Origin of the sequence: Dyadobacter sp. (genome assembly GCF_017744695.1) — a bacterium.
Lineage (GTDB): Bacteria > Bacteroidota > Bacteroidia > Cytophagales > Spirosomataceae > Dyadobacter.
In genome coordinates, this window is the sequence record NZ_JAGIAS010000001.1 from 307,270 (window position 1) to 320,646 (window position 13,377).

Sequence of the window (13,377 nt, forward strand, 5' to 3'; positions counted from 1 at the left end):
AATACGATATGACGCGTAAAAGCATTCCGTGCGGGCTTCTTTTTCTCGCGCTTTTCTGCACAGCCGGGAGTACCTTTGCCCAGCGGAAAGATAAAACCCAATCGACGCGGACGGGTGTGTACACGCCCGAGGAAGAATTGGCGGGGTTCAAAGTCGCGCCCGGTTTTGTAATAGAACTGGTGGCCAGCGAGCGCGACAGCATTGTCAACCCCGTCGACCTTACATTCGACGACGCAGGCAGGCTCTGGACGCAGACGGCCCGGATGTACCCGCTCGACCCTATCGCCGATATTCAATGGAACGACCTGTTGCGGCTGATGGACGATCAGAACGCCCAAAAGACCCATCCGAATTTCAAACGCATCCTGGATCTGTACCAGGGAAAAACGAAGGGCACGGACAAGATCGTCGTAATATCCAATCTGTACGGCAAAACGCCTGCCCGGACGTCGATCTGGGCAGAAGGGCTTACTATCCCGATGAGCATTTTACCTTACAAAAACGGTGTCTACGTCGCCCAGGGCTCGGAAATGTTCTTCCTCGACGACACCAACAAGGACGGAAAGGCGGATAACCGCCTGCCGCTTTTGACCGGTTTCGGCTTCACGGACACACATACGATGGCGCACACGCTCGTGCGGGCGCCGGGCGACTGGATCCATTTCAGTCACGGTGGGCTGAACAAGGGCGAGGTTACTTCGTTGACCGGCAATGGCAAAGCCAAGATCGATTTCAGCAAGATCGGCCGGTTCTCCCTCGATGGTAAAAAGCTGGAAGTAGTCAGTTCCGGTTTGAACAACATCTGGGGTTTCCAGCTCCGGCATAATGGGCAATGGTATGGTTCGGAGGCCAACGACCTTGGGTATTCGGTCGTGCAATTGGAGCCCGGCGTCGGTTTCCCCGGCATCGGTAACGACAGGATCCGGCCCTACCAGCCATTCATGCCGCCATTGCATACGTTCAGGGTCGGCGGTACGGGCATTTCCGGGACTGCTTTTGCCGACGATACCAAGGGCTCATTCCCCGATGAATATAAAGATGTCGCATTCCTGGCCAACCCCATTACTAGCTCGATCAATGCGGTGAAAATGGTGCGCAACGAGGATGGCACCGTCACGTCAAGCCACCTGCCCGACCTGCTTACCTCGGAAGACGACTGGTTCCGCCCCGTCAACATGGAATTCGGGCCGGACGGTTGCCTTTACATCGCCGACTGGTACAACAAAATCGTGTCGCATAACGAGCTGCCCACTACCCATCCCGATCGCGACAAAACCCATGGCCGCATTTGGCGCATCCGCCACGTGAGCCAGCAACCCAGGCAGGTAGCCAATTTTTATGAGGTTAAAACCGAAGATTTACCCGGGTACCTGACATCACCTTCGCTCTGGGAAAAACGGGCAGCATGGCACCAGATTACCGACCGCCCGGCCGCTGAGACTTCCAAACTCGCGTCACAACTGATCGATATCGCCTCGAAAGAATCCAACGATCCCGTTTCGCGCATTCATGCCTTGTGGTCGCTGGAAGGAATCCGGCATTATGACGCGGCATTGCTAAACACATTGTTGAAAGCGAATTCGTCGGACATCCGCAGGGAGGCCATTCGTTCGCTCAATAGTTTTGGGTTAAAATCATCGGAGATTGCCGACGCCGTTGCCGCATTGATTGAAGACCCTAATCCGGCGGTACGCTCGCAGGTGATCCGGACATTGGATGAAGCGGATGCTGCCGATCCGAAATCGATCGCAATCCTCGTGAAAGCAGCCAAACCCGAGCTTCCCGGAAACCAGATGGGCGGCAGCTATGAACGCCGTTTTGAACGCTACCTGGTTAGAAAAGCATTGGAAAAATCGCCGGAAGCATTGCGCCAATTCATCGGCTCTCCTGCGGCGCAGGAAGTTCCGGCCACGCATATGCTCTGGGCCGTGCAGGCATTACCTGCCGCGCAAAGGGATAAGGCCTTCCTTCAATTCTGGCCCAAGGCGCATTTGACGGCCCTGGATGAATCGACTTTCGTGAGTATGGCGGCGATGCTGTCCAATAAGGACATATACCAGGCCATGAAGCAAATGCTGGACGAGCCTTCCCAAGCCAAAACGTATCTGGGTTTTGCGGTACAAAACCAATCGCAGGTACAATCGGCGGCGATGTCCGAATTGCTGGCTGCCCCCGTGAATACCCTGCTGCAAAGCGCTGCTCCTGCTGAACGCGATCTTGCCTTGGATGTAGCCGGCCGCTACCGGATCGCGAATGCGCGCGACGCCGCCGCCAGGCTGGTCACCGATGATGCTACCGACGCCACTTTGAAACTGGCTATCAAAGTCCTGGAAACAGATGCCGCCCAAAGCGAGCCATTGTTTTTGAAAATGGTTAGTAACAAAAATTTCGGTTTCGACATACGGGCAGCGGCCCTGGGAAGCCTGGCGAAAGCCAATCCCGCCAAAGCCCGGCAAGCCGCGGCACAATGGCTACCAGCTCTGAACGACTCCGAGAAGAAAGACCTGGCAACGGTGCTCTCATCGTCCCCGCAAGGCGCCGGACTCTTGTTGGCATTGCACGAGAAAAAGCAGCTGCCGCTCTCCGCATTCGATTTGCCGGCTGCCGAGCGCATTGCCGGTGCCACCAAAAATGACGCCCGCAGTACGGCGATTATGAATGGTGTGAAGCAACGCGAGGAAACCAGGCGGAAGGAATTTAAGGGTAAGCTGACCAAATACATTGCCATTGCCGAAAAACACGGAGGAAATCCCGAAACGGGGAAAGTGCTCTTCCAGACGTGCCTGTTATGCCACCAGGTGGGCAACCAGGGCCAGACCATCGCCCCCGCGCTCGACGGATCGGCCAAACGGGAGAATGAAGCATTGCTCACCGCGATCCTGAATCCTGACGCCGCCGTAGAATCCGGCTATGCGGTTTACCGCGTGACCAAAAAAGACGGCACCCAGCTCGAAGGGTACCTGGTCAACAAGGACAACCAGGGCACGACGCTCGCATTCATGGGCGGCAGCAAAAGCTTTATCGAAGCAGGGGCTATCAAAAGCCAGGGCTTCCTCGGCGGGCGGTCGTTTATGGTCAAAGGCCTGATCGACAATTACAGCGATGAACAGGTGGCCGACCTGCTGTCTTATATCAGGACATTAAAGTAGTAACCTCAACAGGGTCCATTTAAATCATCATTGAGCATATGGTCAGACATTTTGGTGTATTTCAATTCAAACCGGCCGTGACCGAGGAGCAGATTGCCTTTTGCTTCAAAACCATGAAAGAAATGGTGGGGCAAATACCCGGGCTGCTCGATATGGAATACGGCCCATATAATAGTACCGAGGGATTGAACGAAGGTTTCACACATGGTTTTGTGATGACGTTCGACACCCTGGCCTCCCGCGACGCGTACCTGCCCCATCCCGTGCACGAGCGCGCCAAGGAAGTGGTGGTGCCGAAACTGGAACGGGTGGTTGTTTTTGATATCGATGTTTAATTATAATTGCATATGGCATTTTCCGATAAAAGTATTTTGGTCCTCGGGTGTTTCGACACCAAGGGCGACGTGTTCGCGTATCTGCGCAAATGCATCCTTGCCCGTGGCGAAAGCGTGCTCACGATCAACACAGGTATTTTCGGCAGTACGGACTCCTTCCCGGTCGATTTTGAATCCGACCAGGTGGCGGCGGAAGCAGGCGGCGATATCGCCGAGCTGCGCCAGCACCGCGACCGCGGCAGGGCGATCGACGTCATGGGCAAAGGCGCATCGCGGCTGGTAGGACGGCTCTATGCCGAAGGGAAGATCAAAGCCGTGATCGGCACTGGCGGCGGCGGCGGTACTTATATTGCGCTTTCCGCCATGCAGCAAATCCCGTTCGGCGTCCCCAAATTATGCCTCACCACATTGGCTACCAAAGACCTGTCGCGGCAGATCGGCGACAAGGATATCATGCTCATCCCGTCGGTGGTGGACGTGGCCGGTACCAACCACATTCTCAAACTGCTGGTGGAACAAGCGGCCGCGGCGATCTGTGCAATGGCCAACATAGAACCGGTATCCGAAGATGCTTCGCGCTGCATTGCCATCAGCATGTTTGGCAACACCACGGCCTGCGTGGATAAATGCACGGAGCTGCTCCAAAAGGAAGGGTACGAAGTGCTTGCATTTCACGCGACGGGTGTAGGCGGCAAAACCATGGAATCGCTCATCCGTGAGGGCGTTTTCGACGCAGTGCTGGATATTACCACCACCGAGCTCGCCGACGATCTTTGCGGGGGCATATGCAATGCCGGCCCGGAACGACTGACTGCGGCGGCCGACATGGGTATTCCGCAAGTGGTGGTGCCGGGTTGCATGGATATGGTCAATTTCGCGCACCTGGATACCGTACCTGCGCCTTATGCACACCGGCACCTGTACAGCTGGGCGCCGGACGTGACGCTCATGCGTACGGACGCACATGAGAACGCTATCCTGGGCGAGCGGCTCGCGCGCAAGGTCGGACGCTCACCCGTACCTGCGTCGATCGTCCTGCCGCTGAAAGGCGTATCGCAAGTCGATTCGGAAGGCGGCATTTTTTACGATCCGGCGGCGGACAAAGCGCTGTTCAATGCAATCCGGGAACATACTCCTGACAATGTGGAGGTTACCGAAGCCGACATGCATATCAACGACCCGGCATTTGCCCATTTGCTGGTGGCGACGCTGCTGGGTGTCGTGCAAAAAGCAGGTCAGGCGGCGGCAATTGAAAGGAGATAGCCTCCATTCATTACTTTTGAGACACAAATCATTTTTTAATCATAATCGAAACGAAACGTTATGCCTAACCCATGGACCGGGAAGGGAAATCCCTACACCAAACAAGAAGTACGAGACCGCCTGCAAGCCACCATTGACCAGGGGAAAGCCATCATAGCGGCCGGCGCGGGTACGGGTATCAGTGCCAAATTCATTGAAAAAGGAGGGGCAGACCTGATCATTATATACAATTCGGGCCGTTTCAGAATGGCCGGACACGGCTCCACGGCCGGGCTGATGGCCTACGGCGACGCCAATGCGGTGGCGATGGAGATCGGTGAGTTCGAGGTGCTGCCGGTAGTGGAGGAAATCCCCGTGATCTGCGGCGTGCACGGCTCCGACCCGCGCCGCAGAATGTGGCACCATTTGCTGAAAGTGAAGGAAATGGGCTTCTCGGGCGTGAACAACTTCCCTACCCACAGCATCGTCGACGGCCATTTCAGACAGGTACTCGAAGAAACCGGAATGGGCTTTGCCAAAGAAGTGGAGATGATCCGGCTGGCGACGATGATGGACCTGTTCTCGATCGTGTATGTGGCCACCCCCGAAGAAGCCCGTCAAATGGCGGAAGTGGGTGCGGATGCTATCATTGCCCACGTAGGCACTACCGTAGGCGGTTCTATTGGTGTGGTGGATGCGACCTGCACGATGGATGAGGCCATTGCACGCACCCAGGAGATCGGCGACGCGGCAAGGAACGTCAATAAAGACGTGTTCGTACTCGCGCACGGAGGGCCGGTAAACACGCCTGCCGATGTCCGCGAAGTACTCTCCAAAAGCGACATCCACGGCTTTGTAGGCGCATCCTCGCTTGAACGCATGGGCGTAGAGCAATCGCTTACGAATCTTACCCGCGATTTCAAGAGCATTATGCTCAACAATCGTTAATACGCATAGTCCCGGACCTGTTCAGTAGCCATTGGCTTGATGGGTCCGGGGTAATTGGCCTGATAGACTGTCAGGGATACCTCGAATTCTCGCCCAACCAGACAGATACGTTTACCGTTTCGATCTACCTGTCCCGCATGATAAACTCATCGTATAGCCGGACATCTATTGTCCGCAAATGAACATTTCGCACCGCCCATCCAAAACAATAACACCTTATATTACAATACATTACACTGGCCAATATTTATTGGCAAGCTATTTTATCAGCAAATGTGAAACTAATTGTTGATATGAACAGGGCCTACTTGGGAGAGTTTGAAGAAATCGTGCTGCTTTCTACCGCTGCGCTCGATGGGCACGCATACGGTGTGGCGCTGATGCACGAGATCGCGGAAAATACAGGACGCCCGGTGAAACTGAACCAGGTCCATTCCGCATTGCAGCGTCTCGAAGAAAAAGGGATGGTAAAGTCCAGCATGGGCGAGCCCACCGCCGAACGTGGCGGGCGGCGCAAGCGGCTGTATACGCTCACAGTCTACGGCGAGCGCACGCTTACGCAGGTACGCGAGGTGCGGGAAAATCTTTGGTCCCGCCTAACAAAACCTTTTAAACCGGCCATTGAATTATGAAATCAAAACATCTCCCGCAACCTCCCGCCTGGGCCGACAAGCTGCTGTGCCTGGTTTGCGCTCCGCACTTGCTCGAATCGATCCTGGGGGATTTGCATGAAGAATTCGAATACCAGGTAAAAAAGGAAGGCGAGCGAAAAGCGCGGCTGCATTATTGGCGTGAAGCTTTGGGCTTTCTGAAATGGCGGTATATCAAAAGACAAAAACAATACTATTCGTCCCCGTTTGTATTCAGTCCTGACATGATCCGTAATTACTTCACCATTGCACTGCGGACGCTGGCCGGCAACAAGGCCTATTCGTTCATCAATATTGTCGGGCTGAGCATCGGCCTCGCGGCCGCGATGCTGATCCTGCTTTACACGAAGGACGAGGTCAGTTTTGACCAGTTTCATGCCAACAATCCGAATATCTACCGCATCACCAACAAATACATCTCTCCCGCAGGGAAGCAGGTAGGCGCCACGGGAAACACAGGTTATGTTCCCGGCCCGAAGTTTGCCGCCGGCGTGCCGGAAATTAAAGCATTCGTTCGTTACCATGGACACCGTAACGACATCAAGAAAGGCAATGAAATCAAAAGTGAAACAGTTTTTCGCGCCGATTCTTCCTTCTTTTCAGTATTCTCTTTTCCCTTGCTGAACGGGGATCCGAAAACCGCACTGAAAGAACCCCGGTCGGTCGTGCTCTCCGAAGAAATGGCCGAAAAACATTTTGGTAGTAAAGACGTACTGGGAAGGACGCTCTTAATGAAGGACAGTTTTGAAAAGGACGCACGCTTCGAACCTTACACCGTCACCGGCGTGGCGAAAAAATCCCCGCAGAATTCATCGATCAAGTTCGATATCATGATCCCGATGGTCATCGGTCCGGGCGAAATGCACCGTGCCACAAACTGGTTCAATACCTTCATGAACACCTTCGTTCTGCTCACTCCGGGAGCGAGTATAGCGCAGGTTGAACGAAAGATGAACCTGGTCTACAATGCGGATGCGAAGGAAGCCATTAAGGAAGTGGCCCTGAAATATGGAATGAAGGACAAAAAAGTATATAGCCTTCAACCGTTCACGGATATGCATTTGAGCGCCGAATTGCCTTCCGATAATGGCCTGGCGGGCCACAGCAACCCGCAATTCTCCTACATTCTTACCGGTGTTGCCCTTTTTATTCTGGCGATCGCCTGTATCAATTTCGTAAACCTGACGGTTGCCCGTTCGTTGAAGCGTGCGAAGGAAATCGGTATCCGCAAAGTAGTCGGAAGTGGCCGGATGCAACTGGTCGCCCAGTTTCTGGGTGAGTCGTTCCTGCTTTGCATGGTCGCTTTCATTTTTGCTCTTGCGCTGGTCCAATTAGTGCTGCCTGTATTTAACCAGCTTGCCGACAAGGCCCTTGCGCTCTCGTACCTCTTCGATAGCAACCTGGTACTGGGTTACCTCGCTCTGTTTCTGATCACGGGCTTGCTGGCCGGATTTTACCCGGCTATTGTGTTGTCTGGTTATAATCCTGTCAAAACGCTCTACCACCGCTTGCAGCTCTCAGGAAAAAACTATCTGCAAACTGCCCTGGTGGTACTTCAGTTCACCATCGCCTCCTTCCTGATCATCGGCACGCTTACGATCAATTCGCAGTTCAATTATTTGATTAATAAAGATTTGGGATATAGTGACGAGCACTTAGTCAGTGTCGATAAATCCAACCTTACCCGGCAGCAGGCGTACCTGCTGAGACATCAGCTGCAAAAAGACCCCGATGTCCTCGCCGTAGCGCCCAAAAACAGCGGCCGCTGGAATACGTCGGCGAAAGTAAACAGAGGCGAGGAAGTCGCTTTCACATACGAAACCGTCGATCCGGAGTACCTCCCGGCCATTCAGGTACCGATTGTGCGGGGCCGTAATTTCTCCGCCGATTACCCGGCCGATTCCACCGGATCGGTACTGGTCAACGAGGCGTTCGTGAAGCAGGCAGGATGGAAAGACCCGATCGGGCAAATCGTCGATTTCTCGTATGAAAATTTCAAATGCACGGTGATCGGCGTTGTCAAAGACTATCACTACGCAGATTTAAACGAGAAAATCGGTCCTCAGCTCTTCACCATGAGGCCGGACAATCCTTATGGGAAGTTCTTTGTCAAAATCAAACCCGGAACGGAAACTTCCAGCCTCCGGCATATAGCCAAAACGTTCACCCAACTCTTCCCGCTCAATCCGTATAGTTATCAATTTATGGACGATGAGAACGTAAAACAGTACGAATCCGAAGCCAAATGGAGGCAAATTATGCTGTTCGGCACAATTCTAACGGTTTTCATTTCCTGTATCGGGCTTTTCGGACTGGCCACACTTTCGGCGGAACGGCGCAACAAGGAGGTAGGCATCCGTAAAGTCATGGGAGCGTCGGTCGCCAGCATTACACGGCTTCTGACCTCCGACTTCCTGAAACTGGTTGCGATTTCCTTTGTCTTCGCATTTCCTCTGGCCTATTATGCGATCGACAAATGGCTGCAAAACTATCCGTACCGGATCGGTATCGATGTATTCATATTCATTCAAGCCGCACTATTGGCCGTTTTGGTCGCCTTCCTGACCGTAAGCTTTCAGTCCGTAAAGACAGCCCTTACCAATCCTGCAAAAAGTCTGCGCAGCGAATAGCGCAGGGCTACCGAAATCAGCTCGCCCGGATTTCGGCGCATCCGGGCGGGCTAAACGACAGATTCTCCCTTTCCAACGACACATTCCGGCGTTCTGACGATCCTGCGTTGCCGCTTGCAGGCACAGCCTATACTTTCGTTATAGCTGATCGCAGCAAACATCCGCTAACGGATCAATCCAAAACAGAACCTGAGAAATCATGAAAGCACGAATCATTCTTTCGACACCCATACTCGCCCTGGGCATTGTACTGCTACAAACCGGATGCGAAAGCCGTAAAAAGGCCGAAAAGCAATACGAGGCCGATTCGCTCAAGGACGACAAGACCGCTTACGACACCACATACAAAACACAGGAGGTCGCAGAACCGGTACTGGCTGAATCCGAACGGCATTTCGACGCAGCCGTTAAAGACCTCGACCTGAAAAGCTACGAAAAGGCCGCCAAAGAGATCGGCGAGGGCATTTCCGCGCTCCGGAAAGAAGGGGTGCAGGACAAAGGGGCACTCAAAGCCGAATTCGAAAAATCGGTAAGTCATTTACAGGACCTCCAAAAACTCGCAACCGCCGGCAAGCTCACCTCCGCTGAACTGAAAAAAGGCTTTTGGCCCGCCGAGATGATGGTTACCCATTACAAAATCGAAAAATGGGAGAGCATACCCGAATTTGAAGTCAAAACCAACGACCATCTCAGGGAAGCATTGGATGGCCTCGAAAGAAAAACCGCGGATATGGAGGCTTCGACCAGAGACGAGGGCAAAAAACTGATCGTGGAAACCAGGGCTCACCTGAAAGCCGCGGAGCAGGATGCCGGAACCGACGCCAGTAAGGCCAAAGCCGATCTCAAACTGGAAACAGCCAAATTGAAAGCGTACATTAAAAAGAACCTCTGAATCCCTCCTGGCGTCTCCGTTTCACCAACATCAAACCACACAAAATCATGAGAACGATCACAATCGCACTTCTCAGCACCGCCGTGCTGATCATGGCAGGCTGTGCCTCGGTCAAAGTAGACCAGGTAGATTCCGCTCACCTGACCCACTATAAAAAATACGCCTGGGTAAAACCCGAAGAGAATACGAAACAGCTTCCCCAGCTCTCCAACTCGATCACCGAGGAGAATATTCGTGCTGCCGTGAAGAACGAGTTTACAAAGAAAGGGATTACCGAGGATGAGCAGAATCCTGACCTGCTTTTGATGTACCACATCTTCACGACACAGAAAACCGAGAATGTCCCCAATCCGCCCGTATATCCTTATTATGGCTATGGATTTGGCCCGCGGGCTTACTACTTCCACGGCCAGCTCATCCCGATTGCCTATGCCGGCTACTATAACCCGTGGAACACCGGTTATCACCAGGAGCATTACACAGACGGCACGTTGATCATCGACGTCATCGATGCTAAAACCAACGAGTTGCTCTGGCGGGGATCGATGGAGAATCCTGTCAATGACGCGGGTAGCCTGAGCAAACAATTTGCCAAAGAAGCCATGCAGATTCTGGGAAAATATCCCGATGTAAAATAGTGTCAAATATTTCAATCACCGCGTGCCGGATTTCAATGTGTGAAATCCGGCATGCGCGCGTTGGCGCCGGCATTAGCGATGGCCAACTGCTCAACTCAATCGATCAACCCTCTTTTGATAGCTTCCTTCAACAACCCCGCTGTATTTTTCACGCCCATTTTCTGATTGATGTTCAGCCGGTGTGTTTCGACGGTTCGCAGGCTGATATACAATTTGTCGGCAATTTCCTGGCTGGAATGTCCTTCCGCGATCAGCGTCACAAGCTCTTTTTCCCTTTTGGTGAGCGGTATCTCATAAATAGAACGACGCTGTCCCGTGATGGTTTCCTGCAACAGGATATTCTTGATCGCATCATCCAAAAAATCCTCCCCGCGCATCACGCACTCGATCGCCCGGATGATGGTCCGTTTGTCGGAGTTTTTCAGCAGGTAACCCCTGGCCCCTTTGCGCATGACATTTTTCACATAGCTCGAATCGTCAAAACTGCTGAATGCGATAATGTTTACCTTCGGCTGCTGCTGCAACACCTGCTTGCATAACTCGATGCCACTGATTTCCGGCATTTGGATATCCATCAGCAACACATCGGGCGCATTTGCCTGCAAGTACCCGAGCAGCTCCCTCCCGCTTTGCGTCGTGTAGGCAATTTCCAGCTGGTCGGCGGTTGAAAGCATAGCCACCAGGCCGTCTATCACTACCTCATGGTCGTCGATAATGGCGACTTCAATCTTTTTCATACAGCTACTTCCCTTTTTATATTTAGGATCTCAAATTCCAGGTAAGCCGCGAAGCCATCCTCCGATTCCTTTATATCGATTTTCCCGTTCATCGCCTTGATCCGGCTTTGGAGGCTGTGCAGTCCCATTCCTCCCTGGTCATTGCCTCCCGTCGCCAACCCTACCCCATTGTCTTCGATGGAAATCGAAAGAAGGTCGTCCTGCTGAGTCAGCTGCACCATTCCGTGGGAAGCTTTTGAATGCTTAATTATATTGTTGAGTAGTTCCTGGACGATACGGTACACCGACAATTCAAAACTATCCGCGAAGCGGTCGATCTCTCCCCAGGAATCGTACTGGATTTTCAACGCTTTGTTACTACTGACCCGCTCGCAATAGCGGCTCAATGCAACGTCCAACCCGTGCCGCAGCAGTACTTCGGGCATCAGGTTATGCGAGGTTTTCCGGATTTCATCGGTGGCTTCATCCAACAGGTTCATCCCCTGCCGGTACCCGTCCTCTTTCAAAAGTCCGTCGGCCGACCCGGTACTGCTCAAATGCATTTTCACCGCGGCCAGCATACCTGCTACGCCATCGTGCAGGTCTTTGGCAATGCGGCTACGCTCCTTTTCCTCTCCCTGCATAAGTGCCTGCAACAATTGCAGCTCCTTCTGTTGCTGAATCGACTGTAATTCCCTGGCATGCGATTGCTTTTTATACCGCGATTGCAGGTAAAGCAGGATCGCAACCAACGATACCAATACGAAGGCACCCAAAGCATAATAGATGTAACTGCGGCTTTTTTGAAGCTGTAAATCCTTTTGGGCCAATTGTAATTTATTCTGGGACAGCACTTTCTCTTTTTCCGCCGTTTGATACTTTACTTCCAGTTCCGCGGCATTTTTCCGGATTTTTTCATTGCTGACGCTGTCGCGATAAACGATGTATTTCTTATAGTAGTCCAAAGCCGGCCCGTTATCATGGAGGTGTTCGTGAGCTTCCGACAGGCCTTTGTAAATATCATCCAACTGGATAACCACCGCTTTTTCCTTGCCCAGTTGCAACGCTTGGTTATAGTACCGGATGCTTTCCCGGAAATTTTGCGCAAGGCGGTTGCCATCGGCCAGCCCCATTGTGCCGATCAACTGGTACTGGACGTCGTTGTTGGCGGTCGCATATTGCAGCACCAGCCTGGCGTGTTCGATACATAACCCTGCCTTACCCCATTTGCGGTACAGCTCGGCCATACTGTTATGGGCAACACACAAAGTATAGTCGCTGCCGCGCAGCGTAGCGAGGCGGACCGCCTCGTTGGCATTCGTTAAAGCCTCGGGAAATTTCCGCTGCGACGACAGGCAGTTCGTCATTCCGTACAGGGCCTCCACCAGCGTCGACGTATCTTTGGCCTGAACCGCCGTCTTCGCGCCTTTTTGAAAATAGGTCAAGCCCTTATTGTACTCGTCAAGATTGAAAAACAGCACACCCATAGCATTATACGCATTCGCGAGAATGTTCTGGTATTTCGTGTTTTGCAAAAGATGGATCGCCTTTGAAATCCGGCTGACCTTTTCATCGATTTTACCAAGCCGCTCCGCGATCGCACCAATATTTAAATGGCTATATGCCTCCATATCGACCCGGTTGGTTTTACTCAAATACATGATCGCCGAATCAAAATTCTGTATCGCCTGCACATCATTTGCGGCTTTGGCACTCATATACCCGCGGTTAAACCAAACCATTCCCGACCAATACGGATAATTCAGTTTTTTGCTCAGGCGCATCAGCTCATCGTACAGACGCGCCGCCTTTTGTTTGTCGGAGTCGACAAAGCTAAATGCATAGTTGGCCAGCCGGATGATTTTAGCCGAGTCGTCTTTGGCCGAAAGAATTTTTGCTTCTTCCGTATCCTGGGCACGTATCGCATGCGCGGTCAAGAAAAAAGCAAAAAGTAAAGCGGAAATTTTATTCATGGTGAAGGGCCGGTTATGGTAGCCCAAAGTTAGTTTTCCTGACCTGATTTTCAACGCCTCCGACTAGTACCGCAAGTTCGATAAACTGCAAACCTGGCGTTCCTGCATTTTCGCGGTCCTACCGGAACCGGTTTGCCTGGCACTCTCTAAAATTTGCCCGACCGGTTGCGGGATGTCATTATTTTTTTTTCCCGCCCATGCCCG

At 52.6% G+C, this 13,377-nt stretch carries 10 protein-coding genes; 8 read left to right on the forward strand and 2 right to left on the reverse strand.

What is annotated here, in order from left to right:
- Window positions 1–8 precede the first annotated feature (8 nt).
- The 8 genes from J7619_RS01170 to J7619_RS01205 all read left to right on the forward strand — a co-directional run bounded on the left by J7619_RS01170 (window position 9) and on the right by J7619_RS01205 (window position 10,484).
- Window positions 9–3,149 (forward strand): HEAT repeat domain-containing protein, encoded by a 3,141-nt coding sequence (locus J7619_RS01170; protein WP_291193072.1) that lies wholly within the window; start codon window positions 9–11, stop codon window positions 3,147–3,149.
- A 38-nt stretch (window positions 3,150–3,187) separates the two neighbouring features.
- The gene (locus J7619_RS01175) at window positions 3,188–3,484 is read left to right on the forward strand and encodes a Dabb family protein (RefSeq protein WP_291193073.1); all 297 of its coding nucleotides are present in this window, start codon (window positions 3,188–3,190) and stop codon (window positions 3,482–3,484) included.
- 12 nt (window positions 3,485–3,496) lie between these two features.
- Window positions 3,497–4,747 carry a Tm-1-like ATP-binding domain-containing protein gene (locus tag J7619_RS01180; RefSeq protein WP_291193075.1) on the forward strand — a complete coding sequence of 417 codons (1,251 nt, stop codon included), beginning with the start codon at window positions 3,497–3,499 and terminating at the stop codon, window positions 4,745–4,747.
- 60 nt (window positions 4,748–4,807) lie between these two features.
- A complete protein-coding gene (locus tag J7619_RS01185; protein WP_291193077.1) occupies window positions 4,808–5,674 on the forward strand; it encodes a phosphoenolpyruvate hydrolase family protein in 867 nt (288 codons plus the stop codon).
- 293 nt (window positions 5,675–5,967) lie between these two features.
- A complete protein-coding gene (locus J7619_RS01190; RefSeq protein WP_291193079.1) occupies window positions 5,968–6,306 on the forward strand; it encodes a PadR family transcriptional regulator in 339 nt (112 codons plus the stop codon).
- Complete coding sequence (locus J7619_RS01195; RefSeq protein WP_291193081.1) at window positions 6,303–8,954, forward strand: ABC transporter permease; 2,652 nt, start codon at window positions 6,303–6,305, stop codon at window positions 8,952–8,954. The genes J7619_RS01190 and J7619_RS01195 overlap by 4 nt, the downstream gene beginning before the upstream one ends.
- 199 nt (window positions 8,955–9,153) lie before the next feature.
- Window positions 9,154–9,846, forward strand: coding sequence for a hypothetical protein (locus tag J7619_RS01200; protein ID WP_291193083.1), 693 nt, complete (start codon window positions 9,154–9,156; stop codon window positions 9,844–9,846).
- A gap of 47 nt (window positions 9,847–9,893) precedes the next feature.
- Window positions 9,894–10,484, forward strand: a complete 591-nt coding sequence (locus tag J7619_RS01205) for a DUF4136 domain-containing protein (RefSeq protein ID WP_291193084.1) — start codon at window positions 9,894–9,896, stop codon at window positions 10,482–10,484.
- Window positions 10,485–10,579: 95 nt separating this feature from the next.
- Here the strand turns inward: J7619_RS01205 and J7619_RS01210 are convergent, their stop codons facing one another.
- Both J7619_RS01210 and J7619_RS01215 read right to left on the reverse strand, forming a co-directional pair.
- Entirely contained in the window at window positions 10,580–11,221 is a 642-nt protein-coding gene (locus J7619_RS01210; protein ID WP_291193086.1) for a response regulator transcription factor, read from the reverse strand.
- On the reverse strand, window positions 11,218–13,173 hold the full coding sequence (locus J7619_RS01215; protein ID WP_291193088.1) for an ATP-binding protein: 1,956 nt from the start codon (window positions 13,171–13,173) through the stop codon (window positions 11,218–11,220). Before J7619_RS01215 ends, J7619_RS01210 begins: the two co-directional genes overlap by 4 nt.
- Window positions 13,174–13,377 lie beyond the last annotated feature (204 nt).